Origin of the sequence: Staphylococcus debuckii, assembly GCF_003718735.1 — a bacterium.
Lineage (GTDB): Bacteria > Bacillota > Bacilli > Staphylococcales > Staphylococcaceae > Staphylococcus > Staphylococcus debuckii.
The window spans coordinates 26255-52288 of the sequence record NZ_CP033460.1; the positions used below are offsets into that span (position 1 = coordinate 26255).

The 26034-nt window shown below is 42.3% G+C and carries 15 protein-coding genes, 9 tRNA genes and 7 rRNA genes; 2 read left to right on the top strand and 29 right to left on the bottom strand.

Annotation, left to right across the window (positions count from 1 at the left end):
- The first annotated feature begins 2 nt into the window (after positions 1–2).
- Entirely contained in the window at positions 3–473 is a 471-nt protein-coding gene (locus CNQ82_RS00150) for a GNAT family N-acetyltransferase (protein WP_123143551.1), read from the top strand.
- A gap of 123 nt (positions 474–596) precedes the next feature.
- On the top strand, positions 597–1763 hold the full coding sequence (locus CNQ82_RS00155) for an MFS transporter (protein ID WP_123143552.1): 1167 nt from the start codon (positions 597–599) through the stop codon (positions 1761–1763).
- Positions 1764–2280: 517 nt separating this feature from the next.
- On the opposite strand, the gene rrf (CNQ82_RS00160) is transcribed toward CNQ82_RS00155, so the two are convergent.
- From rrf (CNQ82_RS00160) to CNQ82_RS00300, 29 genes are all read right to left on the bottom strand, one after another.
- Positions 2281–2395, bottom strand: a 5S ribosomal RNA gene (gene rrf, locus CNQ82_RS00160).
- Between the two features lie 68 nt (positions 2396–2463).
- Positions 2464–5388 (bottom strand): 23S ribosomal RNA (locus tag CNQ82_RS00165).
- A gap of 157 nt (positions 5389–5545) precedes the next feature.
- Positions 5546–5622: transfer RNA gene (locus CNQ82_RS00170), tRNA-Ile, on the bottom strand.
- Between the two features lie 99 nt (positions 5623–5721).
- Positions 5722–7273: ribosomal RNA gene (locus CNQ82_RS00175) — 16S ribosomal RNA — on the bottom strand.
- A gap of 236 nt (positions 7274–7509) precedes the next feature.
- Positions 7510–7624 (bottom strand): 5S ribosomal RNA (rrf, locus tag CNQ82_RS00180).
- A 68-nt stretch (positions 7625–7692) separates the two neighbouring features.
- A 23S ribosomal RNA gene (locus tag CNQ82_RS00185) occupies positions 7693–10617 on the bottom strand.
- Between the two features lie 243 nt (positions 10618–10860).
- Positions 10861–12412, bottom strand: a 16S ribosomal RNA gene (locus tag CNQ82_RS00190).
- Between the two features lie 124 nt (positions 12413–12536).
- Positions 12537–12612, bottom strand: a tRNA-Ala gene (locus tag CNQ82_RS00195).
- A gap of 21 nt (positions 12613–12633) precedes the next feature.
- Positions 12634–12707: transfer RNA gene (locus tag CNQ82_RS00200), tRNA-Pro, on the bottom strand.
- Between the two features lie 34 nt (positions 12708–12741).
- Positions 12742–12818, bottom strand: a tRNA-Arg gene (locus CNQ82_RS00205).
- A gap of 11 nt (positions 12819–12829) precedes the next feature.
- Positions 12830–12918, bottom strand: a tRNA-Leu gene (locus tag CNQ82_RS00210).
- Between the two features lie 7 nt (positions 12919–12925).
- Positions 12926–13000, bottom strand: a tRNA-Gly gene (locus CNQ82_RS00215).
- Positions 13001–13029: 29 nt separating this feature from the next.
- Positions 13030–13102, bottom strand: a tRNA-Lys gene (locus CNQ82_RS00220).
- A gap of 12 nt (positions 13103–13114) precedes the next feature.
- A tRNA-Thr gene (locus CNQ82_RS00225) sits at positions 13115–13190 on the bottom strand.
- A gap of 7 nt (positions 13191–13197) precedes the next feature.
- A tRNA-Val gene (locus CNQ82_RS00230) sits at positions 13198–13273 on the bottom strand.
- A gap of 10 nt (positions 13274–13283) precedes the next feature.
- Positions 13284–13398: ribosomal RNA gene (rrf, locus tag CNQ82_RS00235) — 5S ribosomal RNA — on the bottom strand.
- Together the 16S, 23S and 5S rRNA genes with 9 tRNA genes alongside form the textbook arrangement of a ribosomal RNA operon.
- A gap of 563 nt (positions 13399–13961) precedes the next feature.
- Complete coding sequence (gene lysS, locus CNQ82_RS00240; RefSeq protein WP_123143553.1) at positions 13962–15455, bottom strand: lysine--tRNA ligase; 1494 nt, start codon at positions 15453–15455, stop codon at positions 13962–13964.
- Between the two features lie 12 nt (positions 15456–15467).
- Positions 15468–16463 (bottom strand): tRNA dihydrouridine synthase DusB, encoded by a 996-nt coding sequence (gene dusB, locus CNQ82_RS00245; protein WP_123143554.1) that lies wholly within the window; start codon positions 16461–16463, stop codon positions 15468–15470.
- Between the two features lie 23 nt (positions 16464–16486).
- On the bottom strand, positions 16487–16969 hold the full coding sequence (folK, locus tag CNQ82_RS00250; protein WP_123143555.1) for a 2-amino-4-hydroxy-6-hydroxymethyldihydropteridine diphosphokinase: 483 nt from the start codon (positions 16967–16969) through the stop codon (positions 16487–16489).
- Positions 16962–17336: a dihydroneopterin aldolase gene (gene folB, locus CNQ82_RS00255; RefSeq protein WP_123143556.1), complete on the bottom strand. Its 375-nt coding sequence runs from the start codon at positions 17334–17336 to the stop codon at positions 16962–16964. The genes folK and folB overlap by 8 nt, the downstream gene beginning before the upstream one ends.
- Complete coding sequence (gene folP / locus CNQ82_RS00260) at positions 17336–18118, bottom strand: dihydropteroate synthase (protein ID WP_123143557.1); 783 nt, start codon at positions 18116–18118, stop codon at positions 17336–17338. Before folP ends, folB begins: the two co-directional genes overlap by 1 nt.
- A gap of 155 nt (positions 18119–18273) precedes the next feature.
- Positions 18274–19209, bottom strand: coding sequence for a cysteine synthase A (cysK, locus tag CNQ82_RS00265; RefSeq protein ID WP_123143558.1), 936 nt, complete (start codon positions 19207–19209; stop codon positions 18274–18276).
- Between the two features lie 287 nt (positions 19210–19496).
- Positions 19497–20381: an Hsp33 family molecular chaperone HslO gene (gene hslO, locus CNQ82_RS00270; RefSeq protein WP_123143559.1), complete on the bottom strand. Its 885-nt coding sequence runs from the start codon at positions 20379–20381 to the stop codon at positions 19497–19499.
- A gap of 149 nt (positions 20382–20530) precedes the next feature.
- The gene (gene ftsH / locus CNQ82_RS00275; RefSeq protein ID WP_123143560.1) at positions 20531–22639 is read right to left on the bottom strand and encodes an ATP-dependent zinc metalloprotease FtsH; all 2109 of its coding nucleotides are present in this window, start codon (positions 22637–22639) and stop codon (positions 20531–20533) included.
- A gap of 116 nt (positions 22640–22755) precedes the next feature.
- On the bottom strand, positions 22756–23298 hold the full coding sequence (gene hpt / locus CNQ82_RS00280) for a hypoxanthine phosphoribosyltransferase (protein WP_123145604.1): 543 nt from the start codon (positions 23296–23298) through the stop codon (positions 22756–22758).
- Positions 23299–23303: 5 nt separating this feature from the next.
- Positions 23304–24593, bottom strand: a complete 1290-nt coding sequence (gene tilS / locus CNQ82_RS00285; protein WP_338062283.1) for a tRNA lysidine(34) synthetase TilS — start codon at positions 24591–24593, stop codon at positions 23304–23306.
- A gap of 248 nt (positions 24594–24841) precedes the next feature.
- The gene (locus tag CNQ82_RS00290; RefSeq protein ID WP_095106934.1) at positions 24842–25252 is read right to left on the bottom strand and encodes a S1 domain-containing RNA-binding protein; all 411 of its coding nucleotides are present in this window, start codon (positions 25250–25252) and stop codon (positions 24842–24844) included.
- Positions 25253–25387: 135 nt separating this feature from the next.
- Positions 25388–25753 carry a cell division protein DivIC gene (gene divIC / locus CNQ82_RS00295; protein ID WP_123143562.1) on the bottom strand — a complete coding sequence of 122 codons (366 nt, stop codon included), beginning with the start codon at positions 25751–25753 and terminating at the stop codon, positions 25388–25390.
- Between the two features lie 14 nt (positions 25754–25767).
- Positions 25768–26034: an RNA-binding S4 domain-containing protein gene (locus CNQ82_RS00300; RefSeq protein WP_123143563.1), complete on the bottom strand. Its 267-nt coding sequence runs from the start codon at positions 26032–26034 to the stop codon at positions 25768–25770.

Consider the following 26034-nt stretch of genomic DNA (forward strand, 5'->3'; position numbering starts at 1 on the left):
TAATGATTACACTTATACCTTACCAATCCAGCTATGATTCACAGCTTAATCACTATTCGATTGCAGATGAAGAAAGCGACTTTGCACTGACTCCTTTAAAGGCTATAAAGGATTTAGCAGATAAGGAAGAAGCTGTACTCGTTTTTTCAGATCATACACTTGCTGGATTTTTTAGATTAAATTTTAATGATGAACGTTACGGACTTACACATAACCCCCATTCCGTTCTCTTAAAGTCTTTTTCCGTAACTGAAAACATGCAAGGGCAGAAAATAGCACAACAGACTTTGGCCGAATTACCTCACTATATTCAGGCTCACTATTCAGATGCTATCAATGAAATTGTACTATCTGTAAATTTCAGAAATCCTAAAGCAAAATATATATACGAAAAATGTGGCTTTGTAGATACAGGAAAAGTTATCGGAGGTAGTGCCGGGAATCAATACGTCATGTCGCTTAACGTGAAATGATTCATTGTAGAATATATATAAGTTAGGAAGTTCTATTGTTAATAGTTTAAAAATAAACCATTGACGCAAGTTTTAATTTTTAATATAATTTTTCTCATGTTTGCAAAATTTGGAGGTGTTAGTATGAAGAAATACCCTATCGCAATATGGATGTTAGCAATCGGTGCATTTGCGATCGGCATGACAGAATTTGTAATCATGGGATTACTTCCTAATATCGCTCGAGATTTTCATGTCTCTGTCAGCCAAGCAGGACAATTAATCACGGGTTATGCATTAGGTGTAGCAATAGGCGGACCTATTTTGGTCATGCTTACTATTAAATTGAACAGAAAGTATCTGTTAATCTTGCTCATGATTATCTTTATGATAGGTAATATTGCCGCATCATTAAGTCCAACTTACAGCTTTATGATGACCAGCAGAATCATCACCTCTCTGGCACATGGTTCATTCTTTGGAATTGGCTCAATTTTGGCTGCTAGTATGGTTCAGCCTGCTTATAGAGCAAGTGCTATGGCATTAATGTTTATGGGACTTTCTCTCAGTAATATACTAGGCGTTCCTTTTGGTACATTGATCGGTCAAAACTTCGGTTGGGCTATGACATTCGTCATCATTGCTATCATAGGCGGACTGGCATTAATCGGAATCATTATCTTTGTACCTAATCATAAGGAAACACAGAAATCTTCTGTAATGAACGAACTGAAAATCTTGAAAGAAAAACAATTATGGCTGACTTTAGCTATAACACTATTTGGATTCAGCAGTGTATTTGCTTATTTTACTTATATTTCTTCTATCCTAGTAGATGTTTCTCATATCAAAGAAAATTTAATTTCTTATATGCTTATCATCTTTGGAATAGGTGTCACATTAGGTAATGTAATCGGCGGTAAATTAGCTGATTGGAATCTAAACAAAGCACTCAAAATTATTTTTTCTACTTTTATCATTTACTTTGTATTATTGTATTTCATACAAATGAATGGAATACTCATGGTAGTAGGTATTTTCTTATTTGGAGTTATCGGCTTCAGTATGAGTCCTTCACTTCAATTTAAAAGTACCTTGATTTCTCAGGATGCTCCTACATTAGCGAGTACCTTGAATCAATCAGCATTTAACTTAGGAAATGCTTTAGGCGCATTTGTTGGCGGATTAGTAGTAACAAACTTGCCATTAGCCTCTTTAAGCTTAGTAGCCCCGTTACTCACATTAATCGGCCTCGTATTTCTACTCATTTCCATCTATGTAGAAAAGCAAAATAAAACTGCATTTCATTAATGAAAGATCTAATTAACTTCCTATGAAATCAGACACTGAAAAGTGGAAATTTTATAGGAGTTTTTTATATTAATAATACTGATCACTTTAAAATTAAAAAGCAGCCTAGTGAGGAATCTCATAAGACTATCATAATAAATTGATTCTATACTAAATCGGACTGGTGAGAAAATCACTCGTCCGATTTTTTGATATAAAAATAGCGCAATTATCTCTATAATTTAAAGTAACCACACCAAAATTAAAGGAGATAAGTTGCGCTTATGAATCATTTTATATCAACTATACTGGAAATTAAAGACAAGATATAGAACTCAGCACTAATATTGGAGAAAAAGAGCCTAAGGGAAGAACGTTTCTATTCTACTTTGGAAAATTGAAGTCCGTTCCTGAACACTAACACTGTGAAAACTACGGATTTAAAAATACCGACCGTTTCATAAATAATCACAAATTATATGATTATCAAGCATGTCTATATTTTCATATAAAAAAAGACCCTTACGGGTCTCGGATTGCCTGGCAACGTCCTACTCTTGCGGAACGTAAGTCCGACTACCATCGGCGCTAAAGAGCTTAACTTCTGTGTTCGGCATGGGAACAGGTGTGACCTCTTTGCCATTGTCACCAGACAATAGAATGTTTATACATTCAAAACTAGATAGTAAGTAAATTAATTTGACCAATCAAAACTTGAAATTGGATTAAGTCTTCGATCGATTAGTATTCGTCAGCTCCACATATCGCTATGCTTCCACCCCGAACCTATTAACCTCATCATCTTTGAGGGATCTTATAACCGAAGTTGGGAAATCTCATCTTGAGGGGGGCTTCATGCTTAGATGCTTTCAGCACTTATCCCGTCCATACATAGCTACCCAGCGATGCCGTTGGCACGACAACTGGTACACCAGAGGTATGTCCATCCCGGTCCTCTCGTACTAAGGACAGCTCCTCACAAATTTCCTGCGCCCACGACGGATAGGGACCGAACTGTCTCACGACGTTCTGAACCCAGCTCGCGTACCGCTTTAATGGGCGAACAGCCCAACCCTTGGGACCGACTACAGCCCCAGGATGCGATGAGCCGACATCGAGGTGCCAAACCTCCCCGTCGATGTGAACTCTTGGGGGAGATAAGCCTGTTATCCCCGGGGTAGCTTTTATCCGTTGAGCGATGGCCCTTCCATGCGGAACCACCGGATCACTAAGTCCGTCTTTCGACCCTGCTCGACTTGTAGGTCTCGCAGTCAAGCTCCCTTATGCCTTTACACTCTATGAATGATTTCCAACCATTCTGAGGGAACCTTTGAGCGCCTCCGTTACACTTTAGGAGGCGACCGCCCCAGTCAAACTGCCCGCCTGACACTGTCTCCCGCCATGATCAATGGCGCGGGTTAGAAATCCAACACAGCTAGGGTAGTATCCCACCAACGCCTCCACGTAAGCTGGCGCTCACGTTTCCAAGGCTCCTACCTATCCTGTACAAGCTGTGCCGAATTTCAATATCAGGCTACAGTAAAGCTCCACGGGGTCTTTCCGTCCTGTCGCGGGTAACCTGCATCTTCACAGGTACTATGATTTCACCGAGTCTCTCGTTGAGACAGTGCCCAAATCGTTACGCCTTTCGTGCGGGTCGGAACTTACCCGACAAGGAATTTCGCTACCTTAGGACCGTTATAGTTACGGCCGCCGTTTACTGGGGCTTCGATTCGTAGCTTCGCAGAAGCTAACCACTCCTCTTAACCTTCCAGCACCGGGCAGGCGTCAGCCCCTATACATCACCTTACGGTTTAGCAGAGACCTGTGTTTTTGATAAACAGTCGCTTGGGCCTATTCACTGCGGCTCTTCAGAGCGTGAACCCTAAAGAGCACCCCTTCTCCCGAAGTTACGGGGTCATTTTGCCGAGTTCCTTAACGAGAGTTCTCTCGCTCACCTTAGAATTCTCATCTTGACTACCTGTGTCGGTTTGCGGTACGGGCGCCAAATCTCTAGCTAGAGGTTTTTCTCGACAGTGTGAAATCAACGACTCGAGGAAAACATGTTTCCTCTCCCCATCACAGCTTGACCTTATGAATGGCGGATTTGCCTACCATTCAGTCTTACTGCTTGGACGTGCACTCCAACAGCACGCTTCGCCTATCCTACTGTGTCCCCCCATCGCTTAAAACGATTATTGGCGGTACAGGAATATCAACCTGTTATCCATCGCCTACGCCTGTCGGCCTCGGCTTAGGACCCGACTAACCCAGAGCGGACGAGCCTTCCTCTGGAAACCTTAGTCAATCGGTGGATGGGATTCTCACCCATCTTTCGCTACTCACACCGGCATTCTCACTTCTAAGCGCTCCACATGTCCTTGCGATCATGCTTCGACGCCCTTAGAACGCTCTCCTACCACTGTCCGAAGGACAGTCCACAGCTTCGGTAATATGTTTAGCCCCGGTACATTTTCGGCGCAGTGTCACTCGACTAGTGAGCTATTACGCACTCTTTAAATGATGGCTGCTTCTAAGCCAACATCCTAGTTGTCTGGGCAATACCACATCCTTTGCCACTTAACATATATTTTGGGACCTTAGCTGGTGGTCTGGGCTGTTTCCCTTTCGAACATGGACCTTATCACCCACGTTCTGACTCCCAAGTTAAATTGATTGGCATTCGGAGTTTGTCTGAATTCGGTAACCCGAGAGGGGCCCCTCGTCCAAACAGTGCTCTACCTCCAACAATCATCACTTGAGGCTAGCCCTAAAGCTATTTCGGAGAGAACCAGCTATCTCCAGGTTCGATTGGAATTTCTCCGCTACCCTCAGTTCATCCGCTCACTTTTCAACGTAAGTCGGTTCGGTCCTCCATTCAGTGTTACCTGAACTTCAACCTGACCAAGGGTAGATCACCTGGTTTCGGGTCTACGACCAAATACTCAACGCCCTGTTCAGACTCGCTTTCGCTGCGGCTCCGCATTCGCTGCTTAACCTTGCATCAGATCGTAACTCGCCGGTTCATTCTACAAAAGGCACGCCATCACCCATTAACGGGCTCTGACTACTTGTAAGCACACGGTTTCAAGTTCTCTTTCACTCCCCTTCCGGGGTACTTTTCACCTTTCCCTCACGGTACTGGTTCACTATCGGTCACTAGAGAGTATTTAGCCTTGGGAGATGGTCCTCCCGGATTCCGACGGAATTTCACGTGCTCCGTCGTACTCAGGATCCACTCAGGAGAGAATTGACTTTCGACTACAGGACTCTTACCTTCTCTGGTTCGACTTTCCAGTGCGATTCGTCTAATCAATTCTTTTGTAACTCCGTGTAGAGTGTCCTACAACCCCAATGAGCAAGCTCATTGGTTTGGGCTCTTCCCGTTTCGCTCGCCGCTACTCAGGGAATCGAGTTTTCTTTCTCTTCCTGCGGGTACTAAGATGTTTCAGTTCTCCGCGTCTGCCTTCGGACATGCTATGTATTCACATGTCGATAACACAACATAACTTGTGTTGGGTTCCCCCATTCGGAAATCTCTGGATCAACGCTTACTTACAGCTACCCAAAGCATATCGTCGTTAGTAACGTCCTTCATCAGCTTCTAGTGCCAAGGCATCCACCGTGCGCCCTTAATAACTTAATCACGTTATTAATTATGTGAGTAATCTTCTTTGCCGTAGGCAAATCGATTACTAGCGATTCATTTAAATGAATAAAGCTTTTAAAACTCTAATTCACTCGGTTTTGCTTGGTAAAATCTATTTTTACTTACTTATCTAGTTTTCAATGTACAATTTTAATGGTGGGCCTAAGTGGACTCGAACCACCGACCTCACGCTTATCAGGCGTGCGCTCTAACCAGCTGAGCTATAGGCCCATTCCACGATGAATGTTTTAAATAAACATTCAAAACTGAATACAATATGTCACGTTATTCCGTCAGTTTCTGTTGAAACTGTTCCGTATATATCCTTAGAAAGGAGGTGATCCAGCCGCACCTTCCGATACGGCTACCTTGTTACGACTTCACCCCAATCATTCGTCCCACCTTCGACGGCTAGCTCCTAAAAGGTTACTCCACCGGCTTCGGGTGTTACAAACTCTCGTGGTGTGACGGGCGGTGTGTACAAGACCCGGGAACGTATTCACCGTAGCATGCTGATCTACGATTACTAGCGATTCCAGCTTCATGTAGTCGAGTTGCAGACTACAATCCGAACTGAGAACAGCTTTATGGGATTTGCTTGACCTCGCGGTTTCGCTGCCCTTTGTACTGTCCATTGTAGCACGTGTGTAGCCCAAATCATAAGGGGCATGATGATTTGACGTCATCCCCACCTTCCTCCGGTTTGTCACCGGCAGTCAACTTAGAGTGCCCAACTTAATGCTGGCAACTAAGCTTAAGGGTTGCGCTCGTTGCGGGACTTAACCCAACATCTCACGACACGAGCTGACGACAACCATGCACCACCTGTCACTTTGTCCCCCGAAGGGGAAGACTCTATCTCTAGAGCGGTCAAAGGATGTCAAGATTTGGTAAGGTTCTTCGCGTTGCTTCGAATTAAACCACATGCTCCACCGCTTGTGCGGGTCCCCGTCAATTCCTTTGAGTTTCAGCCTTGCGGCCGTACTCCCCAGGCGGAGTGCTTAATGCGTTAGCTGCAGCACTAAGGGGCGGAAACCCCCTAACACTTAGCACTCATCGTTTACGGCGTGGACTACCAGGGTATCTAATCCTGTTTGATCCCCACGCTTTCGCACATCAGCGTCAGTTGCAGACCAGAAAGTCGCCTTCGCCACTGGTGTTCCTCCATATCTCTGCGCATTTCACCGCTACACATGGAATTCCACTTTCCTCTTCTGCACTCAAGTTTTCCAGTTTCCAATGACCCTCCACGGTTGAGCCGTGGGCTTTCACATCAGACTTAAAAAACCGCCTACGCGCGCTTTACGCCCAATAATTCCGGATAACGCTTGCCACCTACGTATTACCGCGGCTGCTGGCACGTAGTTAGCCGTGGCTTTCTGATTAGGTACCGTCAAGGTGCGCATAGTTACCTACGCACTTGTTCTTCCCTAATAACAGAGTTTTACGATCCGAAGACCTTCATCACTCACGCGGCGTTGCTCCGTCAGGCTTTCGCCCATTGCGGAAGATTCCCTACTGCTGCCTCCCGTAGGAGTCTGGACCGTGTCTCAGTTCCAGTGTGGCCGATCACCCTCTCAGGTCGGCTACGTATCGTTGCCTTGGTAAGCCGTTACCTTACCAACTAGCTAATACGGCGCGGGTCCATCTATAAGTGACAGCAAAACCGTCTTTCATTGCGGAACCATGCGGTTCCGCATATTATCCGGCATTAGCCCCGGTTTCCCGGAGTTATTCCAGTCTTATAGGTAGGTTACCCACGTGTTACTCACCCGTCCGCCGCTAACATCAGAGGAGCAAGCTCCTCGTCTGTTCGCTCGACTTGCATGTATTAGGCACGCCGCCAGCGTTCATCCTGAGCCAGGATCAAACTCTCCATAAAAGTTTATGATTTGTTTGACTAGCTCATAAAAAACTAATTTGTTTTAAAACGTCTAAGACGTTTGTTAATTGGAATTAACGTTGACATATTGTCATTCAGTTTTCAATGTTCATTTTTTCACTGACAAGAATTAATTATACTCTCTTTTCTAAGAGAAGTCAACACTTTCTTAAAAGTTTTTTTAATTCAACAGCTTTCTTTCACAAAAAAATGACCTAGCGGTCAAAAGTGAAATTGCCTGGCAACGTCCTACTCTTGCGGAACGTAAGTCCGACTACCATCGGCGCTAAAGAGCTTAACTTCTGTGTTCGGCATGGGAACAGGTGTGACCTCTTTGCCATTGTCACCAGACAATAGAATGTTTATACATTCAAAACTAGATAGTAAGTAAATTAATTTGACCAATCAAAACTTGAAATTGGATTAAGTCTTCGATCGATTAGTATTCGTCAGCTCCACATATCGCTATGCTTCCACCCCGAACCTATTAACCTCATCATCTTTGAGGGATCTTATAACCGAAGTTGGGAAATCTCATCTTGAGGGGGGCTTCATGCTTAGATGCTTTCAGCACTTATCCCATCCATACATAGCTACCCAGCGATGCCGTTGGCACGACAACTGGTACACCAGAGGTATGTCCATCCCGGTCCTCTCGTACTAAGGACAGCTCCTCTCAAATTTCCTGCGCCCACGACGGATAGGGACCGAACTGTCTCACGACGTTCTGAACCCAGCTCGCGTACCGCTTTAATGGGCGAACAGCCCAACCCTTGGGACCGACTACAGCCCCAGGATGCGATGAGCCGACATCGAGGTGCCAAACCTCCCCGTCGATGTGAACTCTTGGGGGAGATAAGCCTGTTATCCCCGGGGTAGCTTTTATCCGTTGAGCGATGGCCCTTCCATGCGGAACCACCGGATCACTAAGTCCGTCTTTCGACCCTGCTCGACTTGTAGGTCTCGCAGTCAAGCTCCCTTATGCCTTTACACTCTATGAATGATTTCCAACCATTCTGAGGGAACCTTTGAGCGCCTCCGTTACACTTTAGGAGGCGACCGCCCCAGTCAAACTGCCCGCCTGACACTGTCTCCCGCCATGATCAATGGCGCGGGTTAGAAATCCAACACAGCTAGGGTAGTATCCCACCAACGCCTCCACGTAAGCTGGCGCTCACGTTTCCAAGGCTCCTACCTATCCTGTACAAGCTGTGCCGAATTTCAATATCAGGCTACAGTAAAGCTCCACGGGGTCTTTCCGTCCTGTCGCGGGTAACCTGCATCTTCACAGGTACTATGATTTCACCGAGTCTCTCGTTGAGACAGTGCCCAAATCGTTACGCCTTTCGTGCGGGTCGGAACTTACCCGACAAGGAATTTCGCTACCTTAGGACCGTTATAGTTACGGCCGCCGTTTACTGGGGCTTCGATTCGTAGCTTCGCAGAAGCTAACCACTCCTCTTAACCTTCCAGCACCGGGCAGGCGTCAGCCCCTATACATCACCTTACGGTTTAGCAGAGACCTGTGTTTTTGATAAACAGTCGCTTGGGCCTATTCACTGCGGCTCTTCAGAGCGTGAACCCTAAAGAGCACCCCTTCTCCCGAAGTTACGGGGTCATTTTGCCGAGTTCCTTAACGAGAGTTCTCTCGCTCACCTTAGAATTCTCATCTTGACTACCTGTGTCGGTTTGCGGTACGGGCGCCAAATCTCTAGCTAGAGGCTTTTCTCGACAGTGTGAAATCAACGACTCGAGGAAAACATGTTTCCTCTCCCCATCACAGCTTGACCTTATGAATGGCGGATTTGCCTACCATTCAGTCTTACTGCTTGGACGTGCACTCCAACAGCACGCTTCGCCTATCCTACTGTGTCCCCCCATCGCTTAAAACGATTATTGGCGGTACAGGAATATCAACCTGTTATCCATCGCCTACGCCTGTCGGCCTCGGCTTAGGACCCGACTAACCCAGAGCGGACGAGCCTTCCTCTGGAAACCTTAGTCAATCGGTGGATGGGATTCTCACCCATCTTTCGCTACTCACACCGGCATTCTCACTTCTAAGCGCTCCACATGTCCTTGCGATCATGCTTCGACGCCCTTAGAACGCTCTCCTACCACTGTCCGAAGGACAGTCCACAGCTTCGGTAATATGTTTAGCCCCGGTACATTTTCGGCGCAGTGTCACTCGACTAGTGAGCTATTACGCACTCTTTAAATGATGGCTGCTTCTAAGCCAACATCCTAGTTGTCTGGGCAATACCACATCCTTTGCCACTTAACATATATTTTGGGACCTTAGCTGGTGGTCTGGGCTGTTTCCCTTTCGAACATGGACCTTATCACCCACGTTCTGACTCCCAAGTTAAATTGATTGGCATTCGGAGTTTGTCTGAATTCGGTAACCCGAGAGGGGCCCCTCGTCCAAACAGTGCTCTACCTCCAACAATCATCACTTGAGGCTAGCCCTAAAGCTATTTCGGAGAGAACCAGCTATCTCCAGGTTCGATTGGAATTTCTCCGCTACCCTCAGTTCATCCGCTCACTTTTCAACGTAAGTCGGTTCGGTCCTCCATTCAGTGTTACCTGAACTTCAACCTGACCAAGGGTAGATCACCTGGTTTCGGGTCTACGACCAAATACTCAACGCCCTGTTCAGACTCGCTTTCGCTGCGGCTCCGCATTCGCTGCTTAACCTTGCATCAGATCGTAACTCGCCGGTTCATTCTACAAAAGGCACGCCATCACCCATTAACGGGCTCTGACTACTTGTAAGCACACGGTTTCAAGTTCTCTTTCACTCCCCTTCCGGGGTACTTTTCACCTTTCCCTCACGGTACTGGTTCACTATCGGTCACTAGAGAGTATTTAGCCTTGGGAGATGGTCCTCCCGGATTCCGACGGAATTTCACGTGCTCCGTCGTACTCAGGATCCACTCAGGAGAGAATTGACTTTCGACTACAGGACTCTTACCTTCTCTGGTTCGACTTTCCAGTGCGATTCGTCTAATCAATTCTTTTGTAACTCCGTGTAGAGTGTCCTACAACCCCAATGAGCAAGCTCATTGGTTTGGGCTCTTCCCGTTTCGCTCGCCGCTACTCAGGGAATCGAGTTTTCTTTCTCTTCCTGCGGGTACTAAGATGTTTCAGTTCTCCGCGTCTGCCTTCGGACATGCTATGTATTCACATGTCGATAACACAACATAACTTGTGTTGGGTTCCCCCATTCGGAAATCTCTGGATCAACGCTTACTTACAGCTACCCAAAGCATATCGTCGTTAGTAACGTCCTTCATCAGCTTCTAGTGCCAAGGCATCCACCGTGCGCCCTTAATAACTTAATCACGTTATTAATTATGTGAGTAATCTTCTTTGCCGTAGGCAAATCGATTACTAGCGATTCATTTAAATGAATAAAGCTTTTAAAACTCTAATTCACTCGGTTTTGCTTGGTAAAATCTATTTTTACTTACTTATCTAGTTTTCAATGTACAATCATGAATACTCGGATGAGCATTCAAAACTGAATACAATATGTCACGTTATTCCGTCAGTTTCTATTGAAACTGTTCCGTATATATCCTTAGAAAGGAGGTGATCCAGCCGCACCTTCCGATACGGCTACCTTGTTACGACTTCACCCCAATCATTCGTCCCACCTTCGACGGCTAGCTCCTAAAAGGTTACTCCACCGGCTTCGGGTGTTACGAACTCTCGTGGTGTGACGGGCGGTGTGTACAAGACCCGGGAACGTATTCACCGTAGCATGCTGATCTACGATTACTAGCGATTCCAGCTTCATGTAGTCGAGTTGCAGACTACAATCCGAACTGAGAACAGCTTTATGGGATTTGCTTGACCTCGCGGTTTCGCTGCCCTTTGTACTGTCCATTGTAGCACGTGTGTAGCCCAAATCATAAGGGGCATGATGATTTGACGTCATCCCCACCTTCCTCCGGTTTGTCACCGGCAGTCAACTTAGAGTGCCCAACTTAATGCTGGCAACTAAGCTTAAGGGTTGCGCTCGTTGCGGGACTTAACCCAACATCTCACGACACGAGCTGACGACAACCATGCACCACCTGTCACTTTGTCCCCCGAAGGGGAAGACTCTATCTCTAGAGCGGTCAAAGGATGTCAAGATTTGGTAAGGTTCTTCGCGTTGCTTCGAATTAAACCACATGCTCCACCGCTTGTGCGGGTCCCCGTCAATTCCTTTGAGTTTCAGCCTTGCGGCCGTACTCCCCAGGCGGAGTGCTTAATGCGTTAGCTGCAGCACTAAGGGGCGGAAACCCCCTAACACTTAGCACTCATCGTTTACGGCGTGGACTACCAGGGTATCTAATCCTGTTTGATCCCCACGCTTTCGCACATCAGCGTCAGTTGCAGACCAGAAAGTCGCCTTCGCCACTGGTGTTCCTCCATATCTCTGCGCATTTCACCGCTACACATGGAATTCCACTTTCCTCTTCTGCACTCAAGTTTTCCAGTTTCCAATGACCCTCCACGGTTGAGCCGTGGGCTTTCACATCAGACTTAAAAAACCGCCTACGCGCGCTTTACGCCCAATAATTCCGGATAACGCTTGCCACCTACGTATTACCGCGGCTGCTGGCACGTAGTTAGCCGTGGCTTTCTGATTAGGTACCGTCAAGGTGCGCATAGTTACCTACGCACTTGTTCTTCCCTAATAACAGAGTTTTACGATCCGAAGACCTTCATCACTCACGCGGCATTGCTCCGTCAGGCTTTCGCCCATTGCGGAAGATTCCCTACTGCTGCCTCCCGTAGGAGTCTGGACCGTGTCTCAGTTCCAGTGTGGCCGATCACCCTCTCAGGTCGGCTACGTATCGTTGCCTTGGTAAGCCGTTACCTTACCAACTAGCTAATACGGCGCGGGTCCATCTATAAGTGACAGCAAAACCGTCTTTCATTGCGGAACCATGCGGTTCCGCATATTATCCGGCATTAGCCCCGGTTTCCCGGAGTTATTCCAGTCTTATAGGTAGGTTACCCACGTGTTACTCACCCGTCCGCCGCTAACATCAGAGGAGCAAGCTCCTCATCTGTTCGCTCGACTTGCATGTATTAGGCACGCCGCCAGCGTTCATCCTGAGCCAGGATCAAACTCTCCATAAAAGTTTATGATTTGTTTGACTAGCTCATAAAAAACTAATTTGTTTTAAAACGTCTAAGACGTTTATTAATTGGAATTAACGTTGACATATTGTCATTCAGTTTTCAATGTTCATTTTAATATAAATGGTGGAGACTAGCGGGATCGAACCGCTGACCTCCTGCGTGCAAAGCAGGCGCTCTCCCAGCTGAGCTAAGCCCCCAATATAATAATCAAATAAGAGTCGGGAAGACAGGATTCGAACCTGCGACCCCTTGGTCCCAAACCAAGTGCTCTACCAAGCTGAGCTACTTCCCGTCATTCAATTATGTAATGGTAATAAAATTATAAATGGCGCGCCCGATAGGAGTCGAACCCATAACCTCTTGATCCGTAGTCAAACGCTCTATCCAGTTGAGCTACGGGCGCTAATATTTATATGGTGCCGAGGACCGGAATCGAACCGGTACGGTAATCACTTACCGCAGGATTTTAAGTCCTGTGCGTCTGCCAGTTCCGCCACCCCGGCAAAATAATGGAGCAGAAGACGGGATTCGAACCCGCGACCCCAACCTTGGCAAGGTTGTATTCTACCGCTGAACTACTTCTGCATTATTTTGTAAGTATAATGGAAAACTGATGAGCCATAGAGGATTCGAACCTCTGACCCTCTGATTAAAAGTCAGATGCTCTACCAACTGAGCTAATGGCTCAAAAGATTAAGATGGTGCCGGCCAGAGGACTTGAACCCCCAACCTACTGATTACAAGTCAGTTGCTCTACCAGTTGAGCTAGGCCGGCTACTAAATGGTGGAGAATGACGGGTTCGAACCGCCGACCCTCTGCTTGTAAGGCAGATGCTCTCCCAGCTGAGCTAATTCTCCGAATTATATTGCCTGGCAACGTCCTACTCTTGCGGAACGTAAGTCCGACTACCATTGGCGCTAAAGAGCTTAACTTCTGTGTTCGGCATGGGAACAGGTGTGACCTCTTTGCCTTTGTCACCAGACAATGTATTGTTAATGTAGTTTTTCGTGTTTTCCACTTAAACTATATTAACTGGTTTTCTTAACATTTGCAATAGTCAATTTTACACTCAGTTAAAATCTTATTTACAAATGTGTAACGCGTTCTTTTTGACGACTCTTATATATTACTACATCTTAAAGTCTTTGTCAACACTTTTTTAAAATATTTTTGAATCCTTCATATTCATGCAAAAACACTCATAAAATGTTGCGTTGTTTGTCAGAACAATTAACAATTATACACGCTTTAAAAATTAATGCAAGGGTTTTTCTTAAGTTTTTTGAAATTCTTTTAAGCTTTTGTAATATACGTTTAATCTCATCGCTTTGAGATGCTGAAACTACTTTATTACCCTTCCTATAATATTAAAAGAGACCGGAGCAACGTCATGTTCCGGTCTCTTTCTCTTGAACTGCTAGTAGCTATCTAAATAGAATGCGTACTTATTTTAAGCTTCATTCTATTCTGGTCAGCTTTTAGAGGGAGGTAGGAAGATAAATTAATATTCTGCCTAACTCCACGATCACTTTGCATCAGAGTTTATTATTTTTGACGCATGTATGGGAATAATAACACGTCTCTGATAGACGGTGAATTAGTTAATAACATTACAAGTCTATCAATACCAATTCCTAATCCGCCTGTTGGAGGCATACCGTATTCTAATGCTTCAATATAGTCTTCATCCATTTCGTGCGCTTCATCGTTGCCTTGCTCTTTCTCTTTTAGTTGCGCTTCAAATCTTTCTCGTTGATCGATAGGATCATTTAATTCTGTAAATGCGTTTGCATGTTCACGACCTACGATAAACAATTCAAAACGGTCTGTAAATCTAGGGTCTTCTGGATTTTTCTTAGCTAATGGAGAAATTTCGATTGGATGACCATAAACAAATGTTGGTTGAATAAGCGTTTCTTCAACTTTTTGTTCAAAGAACTCATTCAAGATATGGCCATAAGTCATATGATCTGTTATTTCGATATTATGTTCTTTCGCAAGTTCACGTGCTTCTTCATCAGATTTTACATCAAAGAAGTTTACACCTGTAGCTTCTTTTACAGCATCTACAATGTGGACACGTTTCCATGGTGAATCTAAATCTACTTCGTATTCTCCATAAGGCACAACTGCTGTACCTAATACTTTTTTAGAAATGTGTCGGATAGTACCTTCTGTTAAATCCATAATGTCATGGAAATCAGCGTAGGCTTCGTATAACTCAATCATTGTAAACTCAGGGTTATGTCTTGTTGATACACCTTCGTTACGGAAGACACGACCAATTTCATATACTTTTTCCAATCCGCCTACAATAAGACGTTTTAAGTGCAACTCAATTGCAATACGCATATATAATGTTGCGTCTAAAGCATTGTGATGTGTAACGAAAGGACGTGCTGCAGCACCACCAGCGATTTGATGCATCATCGGTGTTTCAACTTCTAAGAAACCTTTGTCATTTAAATAATTACGCATTTCTTGGATGATTTTACTACGGTTAATGAAAGTTTGTGTACTTTCTTGGTTTGTAATTAAATCTAAATAACGTTGACGATAGCGTTGTTCTACATCTTGCAAACCATGGAATTTGTCTGGTAATGGACGTAATGATTTTGATAACAATGTAAATGATTTAGCTTTAACACTGAGTTCACCTGTGTTAGTTTTGAACATTACACCTTTGATACCTACGATGTCCCCTAAATCTGCCATTTTCCAAATTGCAAATTGATCTTCACCAACTTGGTCTTTACGTACATAAATTTGGATTTGTCCTGATAAATCTTGAATATGCGCAAAGCCCGCTTTACCTTTACCGCGTTTAGTCATTAAACGTCCAGCAATCGCTACGTGTGCTTCTGGCTCATCTTCTTTTTCATGTAATTCTTCTTTAGAAAATTGATCCCATTTTTCTTTTAATTCTTCAGCATCTGCTGTACGTTCAAAACGTTTACCGAAAGGATCAATTCCTAAATCGATTAATTCTTGTAATTTTTGACGGCGGACCTGCATTTGGTCATTCATTTCTTCTGACATGTTACCTCTCCTTTAAGCTTGTTGGGTTGCTGTTGCTGCTGTTGCTTCTGCTTGGAAATTCTGCAGAATATCAATCATTTCTTGTTCAGTGTTTGCTTGGTTCAATGCTTTACGGGCTTTTCCGTTCCCTTTTACACCTTTTAAATACCAAGAAGCGTGTTTACGCATTTCCATAACACCAATCTTCTCACCTTTTAATTCTACTAGTCGACGCAAATGTAATAAAGCAATTTCTACTTTTTCTTTTACAGTAGGTTCATCCATCAATTCGCCAGTTTTTAAATAATGCACTGTACGATAAATCATCCAAGGATTTCCTAAAGCCTCGCGACCGATCATAACAGCATCTACGCCAGTTTCGTCTAACATTTTTTGAGCGAGTTCCGGACTTGTTACATCACCATTCCCGATAACAGGAATGTTAACCGCTTCTTTCACCTGTTTGATTATATCCCAATCTGCGTGACCTTCATACATTTGCACACGCGTACGTCCATGCAATGAAATAGCTGCTGCACCTGCACGCTCTGCTGCCTTCGCATTTTCGACAGCATAGATATGGTCTTCATCCCAGCCGATACGCATTTTACATGTAACTGGTTTGCTGACTTTTTCAGTTACAGCAGAGACCATTTCATAAATTTTATTAGGGTCTAACAACCAACGGGCACCCGCTTCACAACGTATAATCTTATTAACGGGACATCCCATATTGATATCAATTATATCAGCAGTTGTATTTTGATCTACATAGACTGCCGCTTCTACCAATGTTTCTTTTTCTCCACCAAAAATCTGCAAGGATAATGGACGTTCATTCTCATCAATATACAACATATTCATTGTTTTAGGATTATTAAACAAAATAGCCTTATCACTGACCATTTCAGCACATACTAATCCTGCACCAAACTCTTTAACTGTTAATCTGAATGCAGAGTTGCAAACTCCGGCCATCGGAGCAAGCACGACTCTATTGTCGATTTCTACATCTCCAATCTTCCACATAATAACTACCTCTCAATCTTTCTCTAACGTTTATGATACTTAGTCACAGTTTCATCAGGAACTTCAATATCTTTAATCTTCGTCTGTAGCAATGGATGCATCACTTCAGGTGCAATTTCTTGCAAAGGAACCAAGACAAAGGCACGTTCTGCCATTCTAGGATGAGGAACGCTCAATGTTTGATTTTCAATGATTTCATTACCATAAAGCAAAATATCTATATCTAATGTGCGCGGTCCCCATCGTTCTTTACGAACACGATGTAATTGCTGTTCTATCTTCAAACCGCAATCTAAAACCTCTTGCGGTGTTAAATCCGTTTCAATTTCTGCGCATAAATTTAAAAAATCAGGCTGGTCGACATAGCCGACTGGCGCTGTTTCAAAAAGTGAAGAAACTTGAGTTACTTGAATACCTGGTTGTGTATCTAATAAACGAAGTGCTTCATTCAATTGTTGTTCTCTATCTCCGACATTACTGCCTAAGCCTAAATAAACTTTAGTCATGCTCAGCATTCACCCTCGTTATTTCAATTCCCACTCCGTCATAGTGACCTGGAATAGGTGGTGTTTCTTTTGTAATTCTCACTTTAGTTTCCAATACCCGATTATAGTGTGAATTTATACGTTTTGCAATAAGCGTAGCTAAATGTTCGAGCAAATTCTTAGGTTCGCCTTCCATTATCTCTTTCACGTCTGCGTAAACTTCAGCATAATTAACTGTATCTTCTACAGCGTCTGAAGCACCTGCAGCCGTTAAATCCACTTTCAAAGTAATATCTACTACGAATATTTGTCCGATGTCATTTTCGGCTTGCAATACTCCGTGATAACCATAAAAGCGCATGCCATTAAGAAAAATCGTATCTGCCATTATTCATTCTCCTTTAAGTAATCTATACCTTGAGCAATACGCGCGTTCAGTTTAACATTATGTACTCTGACAGCCTTGACTCCCTGCATAATACCATAAGCTGTTGTAGCGGCTGTTGCTTCATCACGTTCTTCTGGACGAGAATCTGTTTCAATCATTTCTTTGATGAAACGTTTACGGCTCGTTGCTAATAGTACAGGGTACTCAGTTGCTACAAGCTCATCTAATCGATTCATTACTGTACGCTCTTCTACTCTGCTTTTAGCGAACCCAATGCCTGGGTCAATCCAAATATTATCATGAGCAATACCTGCTTCTTCTGCACGATGCGCTTGTTTTAGTAAATACAAGAGCATTTCATCCATAATAGGTTCATCACGTTCGCCGTCTCCATTGTGCATCAGTACAATTTCTGCATTATAGCGTGCCACAGTTTCAAACATTTTAGAATCATACAAGCCTGCCCATTGATCATTAATCATGGTTGCGCCGGCTTCTAAAGCTTGTTCTGCCACTTCGCTTCTGAAAGTATCTACTGAAAGTTGAACATTAAAGTCAGAAAGTGCGCGTACTACCGGAATGACACGTTCTAATTCATCTTCTAAAGTTACCTCGCTGTGTCCTGGGCGAGTTGAAACGCCTCCGATATCCACAATATCGACACCTTCATCCATCATTTCTTTCACACGGGCAACAGCTGTCTCTACTGAATTATACTTTCCGCCATCTGAAAAAGAATCCGGTGTGACATTCAATATTCCCATAATCTTTGTATGTGCCATGATGACCTTCCTTTCGAAATATATGCTCTTATTATAGCAAACTTCGATTAATGACCGAATGTATTAGTTTTCAAAAATTAAATTCTTAAATAGAAAAAAGCTGCCGCAGCACCCTCTGTTTTGAGCGTACTGCTGACAGCTGTATTACCGTCTGCTTATTTTTCTTCAAAAGAATAAAGCGGAGTTGAAAGATAACGTTCGCCGTTACTTGGCAATACAGTAACAACTGTTTTACCTTTGCCTAATTCTTTAGCTTTTTGAATAGCAGCATGAATGGCAGCTCCTGAAGAAATACCTGCTAAGATACCTTCTTCTTTAGCTACACGACGAGAAGTTTCCATCGCAATTTCATTGCCTACTTTGATAACTTCATCATAAATTTGAGTGTCTAAAGTATCAGGAACAAATCCTGCACCTAAACCTTGTAATTTGTGTGGTCCTGGTTCTCCGCCACTTAATACAGGTGAATCTTCTGGTTCGATGGCTACAATTTCAATATTTGGATATTGTTTTTTCAAGACTTTGCCGACACCTGTCAATGTTCCGCCTGTACCGACACCTGCTAAGAAAGCATCGATTGTTTTATCTTCGAATTGGTCAACTAATTCTGGACCAGTTGTCAATTCATGAACCAGTGGGTTTGCAGGGTTTTCGAATTGTTGAGGTTCATAATAACCGTATTCTTCTTTTAATTCTTTAGCTTTTTTAATTGCACCTTTCATCGCTTCTGATCCAGGTGTTAATACTACTTCTGCACCGTAAGCTTTTAATAAGTTACGACGTTCAATACTCATTGTTTCAGGCATTGTAAAGACTGCTTTATAACCTTTAGCAGCTGCAACGAATGCTAAACCGATACCAGTGTTACCACTTGTTGGTTCTACAATTGTATCGCCTGGTTTAATTGCGCCTTCTCTTTCAGCTTTTTCAATCATTGCTAAAGCAATACGGTCTTTAACTGAGCCGCCTGGATTTTGATATTCTAATTTCACATAAACATCAGCTGCGTCTTCAGGTACTACATTGCGTAGTTTAACAACGGGTGTATCTCCAATAATTTGAACAATATTATCTACAGGTTTCTTTGCCATAAAAAAACACTCCTTTTTTAGTTAAAAAGATATTGAAAAACAAACTGTCGAGATGCAGATTCCACTATAATTAAAGCCCCATTTATCGCATCTCAATTCTTATTTAATTCTATTTCAAATATACCTTAGCTATTTCATCGGATATTATTATTTTATCAGACTTGTATGACAAATCACAAGCTGATTGTCTCTATTCTTTTATATTTCCTCTTTTTGAAAAAGAAAACCCGTAAAAAAGCGAATCCAATGCTTGAATTACAGCATTGGATTCGCTTGGCATTTAATATTTATGCATTGAGTTCTTCAATTAATCCTTTAAGTTCCGCTTCACTATATTGGTATTTAGCACGACAAAAATGGCATTCTGCTTCTGCACCATGGTCTTCATCAATCATCGCTTGAATCTCAGCTTCTCCTAATCCTTTGATGGCATTTAAGAACTTTTCGTGGCTACAGTTACATTCAAATTTAACAGGGACTGTTTCTAAGAATTTCACATTTTCTTTACCAAGGATTTCTGTCAACAATTCTTCAGGTGACAAACCTTGATCAATTAATTTCGAAACAGGTGTCATGTTACTGATTGCTTTCTCAACTTTATCGATTGTTTCTTCTTTCGCATTCGGCATAACTTGAATGATGAAACCACCTGAGGCTTTGATTGAATTATCCGGATTGACTAGCACGCCAAGTCCTACTGAAGAAGGAACTTGCTCACTTGTTGCATAGTAATACGTAAAGTCATCTCCGAGTTCACCAGAGACAATCGGGCTTGAACCTGAGAAATAATCTTTCAAGCCGACATCTTTAACAACCGTCAATGTACCATCTGTACCCACTGCACGACGTACGTCTAATTTACCTTGTTCATTTAATGGGAAATGTGTTTGTGGGTTTGTAACATAACCACGAATATCTCCTTTAGCATCGGCATCCGCTACAATACGGCCGATAGGACCATGGCCATCTACCGTTACTGTTAATTTCTGTTCACCTTTCAACATTGCACCCATCATAGCTGTGGCAGTCATTGTACGACCTAGTGCCGCGGATGCTGTAGGCCATGTATAGTGTCTTGTTTGCGCTTCTTGCACCGCATTTGTGGTAACCGCTGCATAAGCACGGATGTCACCATCAAATGCTAATGCTTTTACGATATAATCTTGTGTCATTCTTAATTAACTCCTCTTACTTAGTTTATATATTTCATACTTCACTCGTTTTCTTTATTTCAGTTCAAAAAATCTCTTCCTGCGTATTCCCATGATAGCAGAAAGAGATTTTAAACTACATTATTTGATTTCCAACAAAAAGTTAACGATTAATCGTTGCGACGGTCATTTTTATCAGCATCTGATGAATGATTATCGCGATGATTTGGAACATCAGTATCGTTTTCACGTTGTGAATCTTCATGCTTATGTTCTTCGTTTTCTTTTTGTTGTTTTTCTTGTTCGTCTACTTCAGCTTCTTCTTCTTGATACTTTTTATCTTCATCTTGTACTTCATCAAGAATTTCGTCATAAGACTTGCCGAATTTACCTTCTTTGAAGTCTTCATCACCATGGTTAACTACTTTAGCTTCATCATAATTCACTTCAGGCAATTTGCCGTCGTAGAATAATGAGTGGATTTGTTCGCGTACTAAAGTTTCTTCAGTCAACAATGTTTTAGCAATCAATTTAAGTTGATCCAAGTGCTCAGTCAAGATTTGTTTACAACGTTCGTATTGTTCTTTGATAATACGTTGTACTTCTTTGTCGATTTCATAAGCAATTTGTCCAGAGTATTCTGGGTCACCTTGCATATCTTTACCTAAGAAGACTTGGCCGCTTCCTTTAGTAAACTGCATTGGTCCGAGTTTCTTACTCATACCGTATTCAGTTACCATAGAGCGCGCAATTTGTGTTGCACGTTCAAAGTCGTTCGAAGCTCCTGTAGAGACTTCATTAAAGTTGATATCCTCTGATACACGACCACCTAATAAGCCGCAGATTTTATCAAGTAATTCTGGTTCAGTCATTAAGAAACGATCTTGTTTAGGAAGCATCATTGCGTATCCGCCAGCTTGACCACGCGGAACAATGGTAACTTTGTGTACCACTTCTGCTTCATCCAAGACCATACCGATAATCGTATGACCGGCTTCATGATGTGCCACGATATTACGTTCTTTTTCAGAAATAACACGTGATTTTTTAGCTGGTCCTGCGATAACGCGGTCTGTTGCCTCTTCAATATCACGCATATCGATTTTCTTCTTGCCGTCACGTACTGCAATTAACGACGCTTCGTTCAGCAAGTTTTCTAAATCGGCACCAGAGAAGCCTGGCGTTCTTTGCGCGATAGCTTTCAAATCTACTGTTTCATCTAGAGGTTTGTTTCTAGCATGTACATATAGAATGGCTTCACGGCCTTTAACGTCTGGACGTCCGACTTGGATTTGTCTGTCGAAACGACCTGGACGTAATAATGCTGGGTCTAAGATATCAGGACGGTTAGTAGCGGCAATCATGATAATACCTTCATTTTCACCGAAGCCATCCATTTCTACTAGTAATTGGTTCAACGTTTGTTCACGTTCATCGTGACCGCCGCCGACACCTGCACCACGTTGGCGTCCTACTGCGTCAATTTCATCGATGAAAATGATACAAGGTGCATTCTTCTTAGCATTTTCGAATAAGTCGCGGACACGGCTCGCACCGACACCGACAAACATTTCAACGAAATCAGAACCACTGATTGAGAAGAATGGAACACCTGCTTCACCTGCAACTGCACGTGCAAGCAATGTTTTACCTGTACCTGGAGGACCTACTAGAAGTACCCCTTTTGGAATTCTAGAGCCCATATCTTTAAATTTCTTATTGTCTTTCAAGAAATCTACAATTTCGATTAATTCTTGTTTTTCCTCATCTGCACCGGCTACGTCAGAGAAACGTACACGGCGTTTTTGGTTATCGTACATTTTCGCTTTGGATTTACCAAAGTTCATCATACGGCCGCCACCACCGCCGCCTTGTGCTTGACTAAGGAAGAAAATAAATAATAAAGCAATAACCAATACTGGAATCAATGTTGAAAGAATACTTACAAATACACTTTGTTTTTCTTCTTCTTTAACTGTAAACTTCAAATCTTTTTGTTTGTGTGCTTCATCTGTGACTTTTTGCAAGTCTTTTTGGTTATTATATAACATCGTTGAAGAATAATCTTCACCGTTCTTGGTTTTTCCGCTTACTAGATACACGTTCTGTTCAGGCTGGATTTCTAAAGTTTTCAAATCGCCTTTTTCGAGTTTATTCGAGAACTGTGTATAAGAAAGTTGCTTTGGCATATTGCCATTACCATTCAGCCAGGAAAATAAACCGAATATAAAAACGCCAATGATTGCGATTACAAGCACATTGCGAAAAGCTTTCTGCATGCGTTTTTTCCTCCTACTCCAATAATAAAACTAACAAAAATTGTAACACAATATAACTTTTTATGGCTAGTATTTCAACTTTAAGAAAAACTTAACCATACATATTATTCAAATGTTTATTTATTTTCGTAAACTTCAGGTTTCAAAGTGCCTACATATGGAAGATTACGGTAATATTCCGCATAATCTAAACCATAGCCAACCACAAACTCATCTGGAATTTTGCGACCGACATATTTTGCTTCGATATCTGCTTTGCGACGGTTTGGCTTGTCTAATAAAGTAACGATTTCTAAAGAGTTGACGTGACGTGATTTCAACAACTCAGTAATAGATTTCAAAGTCGTACCTGTTTCTAAAATATCTTCGATGATCAATACGTCTTTATTTTCAATTGAGCTGCCTAAATCTTTTAAGATTTTGACTTCACCTGTCGATTCAGTACCGCCATGGTAGCTGGAAACATCCATGAAATCGATAGATAAATGTGTATCAATACGCTTGATTAAATCTGACATAAACATGGCAGACCCTTTTAAGATACCGATACAAACAAGGTCTTTTCCTCTGTAGTCCTTTGTAATTTCTGCGCCGAGCTGGCGGCAAATCTGCTGAATTTCATCTTCAGTCAGTAATATTTCCTTTAAATCATCTTTCATCATGATTACACTCCTAAATTTGTGATCTCTAGTTTTTTTTCATAATTCGGCGCAGTATAAAGTGAGCCGACTGCGACTATCTCCCCTTGTTTATTCAGCAATATGGGTAATCGATCGCGTTCATAAGCTGGAACTTTGCGATTGATCATCAAGCGGTTGACTTTCTGATGTCCTCTGTGATGAGGCAAGGCAAAACGGTCGCCTTGCTGCCGGATACGTAAAGTCATCGGAAAATCAGTATTATCTAGCGTATTATTAATTATAATTTGATATGTACCAAACTGATAATGTCCTGGTTGTGCAATCCGCTTCGGTGTTAAATCTATATCTGTATAACCCATTATTATAAATTTATCATACACAATTTGAATATTCCATTTATCTGTCGAATAAATTACAGCTTGTACTGTTGAATTTTCCAATTGTGTAAACCATTCACGATATGCATGTTCTGAAATCGGTTGATGCTCCGTCCATTTATTTAACAATTTATCCATAATTGTCGTCTTTTGTGAATGATTCAATTGATTAAAGGCTGCACGGTCCACTGTTATCTGCTCATTCTCAATTTCGGTATGCCGTGCGATAAAGTCTTTCGCAAAAATCTGTAAAGATTGAAATTGTTCATCATGCCAATGTTTCAATTTCAATAATTGCGCAACGTCTAATTGTGAATTTTCTTCTATTGCCGGAAACAAACGGTTTCGAATGTCATTTCGTACATAATGATTATCCTCATTAGAGGCATCTTCATGATACGGAACGTGATGACGTTGCTGGTAAGCTCTGATTTCTTCTTTAGATACGTTGAGCAAAGGACGAACCAAGCGGATACCTGAGTATGCTTCCTTTTCAGACATACCTAACGGACTGCGTGTCGTTCTGCCAGTCATAATGCGATAAAAAATAGTTTCTAACTGATCATCTTGATGATGGGCAGTCATTAAAACATTCGCATCCACCGCAGCCATCTGAGTCATAAACCAAGCATAACGCTGCTCTCGCGCTTTTGATTGAATACTCTTCCCTTGAAGGGTAAGTTTTGATAAATCCAAATGATGCACATGCAAAGGGATATAGTGCTGCTTACAATAAGCGCGTATAAATGTTTCTTCTTCTTTCGAGGCTTCACGGATACCGTGGTTCACATGCAGCACCGTTAATTTTCGATAGGTATGTGAAAGTTCAGTTGTTAATAAGTTGAGCAGTACCATACTATCCACCCCAGTGGATACTGCAAGCGCAATGTGGTCGTTTTCTGTCCAACCCTGCGTATAAATATTCAATAGCTTCACCTCGCATCGTTTATGTATCGTTATACTGAAGCGGTCATCGTCAGGGCATCGGCTTTAAGTGAGTAGAGGTCCTTTTATGAAGAAAGCTGCTGATGATAAACTTTGCAGCTGAGGTCATAATTATTTCAAATCGGCCCTTATATTATACCTGTTTCAAGCACCAATACAAAGGGATACGTATTTAATTTTAAAAAAATAAAATAGACCGTCTCTCGCGAAACAGTCTTTAGATTATATATTAACTTAGATTAGCGTCTTGAACCTCTGCCGCCTCTTCTAGATTCAGCTTGACGTTTGATAGAAGTCATTTTCTCTTCACTATCTTTTAAGAAGTTGCTTAATTTCTTTTCAAAGTCCTCTGGTTTGCTTTGTGCCGGTTTGCCATGGTGGTGGTTCCCGCCTCTATGGTGTTGTCTTTTTGGACGATCTTTTGCTTTTTTAATTGAAAGACTAATTTTGCCGTCATCAGCAATAGATAGTACCTTAACTTCTACTTCATCTCCAACAGACAAATGTTCTTCTACATTTTCAACATATTTGTCTGCAACTTCACTGATGTGAACTAAGCCACTTTTCCCTTCAGGTAATTCTACAAACGCACCAAATTTCTTGATACCAGTGACTTTCCCTTTAAGCTTGCTTCCTACTTCGATTGACATATCCTAAATAAATCCTCCGATTTCTTTCAATTTTAATTTAACTCTATTATATGCTTGTTGTCACAATTTAACAATGCTATATCAGCTAATTCGCCTAGATATTTCATTTTCCCCAAATAGAGGCATTTTGCGCAGTTATTTTTTATCTTTCGGCAATTTGAAAATCACTTCGCCGTCATTACTTAAATAATAATCGTCACGTGCAATTTTTTCGATATAATCTTTGTTATTTAAGTTATTCAACTGTTCTTTCAAAGCGATTTCTTCATCTTGCTGCTTCTGAAACTTTTCTTCTTTGGCTTTACGTTCTTTAGCATCGTCTGCATTGCTTTTGATTTGGGTGATCACCACGATAGAAAGTATTAATATAATCGCCAGCAGAATACCCGCAAACAACGTGACACGGCGCTTCACAACCCGCTTTTTCATCTCATGACGTTTCTTTTTGCGGTTTTCTTTTTCGATATATTGATTCTCCATCTGTTCTACTTTTCTATTCATGGCATCTCACCTCCTTAATCATTGTCGTTAATACGTTCTTCTTTGACGAGTTCGTACATGCCTTTAGCATTTTCTTTAGAAGCATGTTCGTTTAATCCTGTTACTTTGATAGTAACAATACGTTGGCCGAAGCGAATCACCACTTCATCGTCGACTTTCACATCTGTGCCGGCTTTAGCTGTATGGCCATTCACCTGCACACGTCCTTGGTCACTGACTTCTTTAGCCAATGTACGGCGTTTGATTAAACGTGAAACTTTTAAAAACTTGTCTAATCTCAC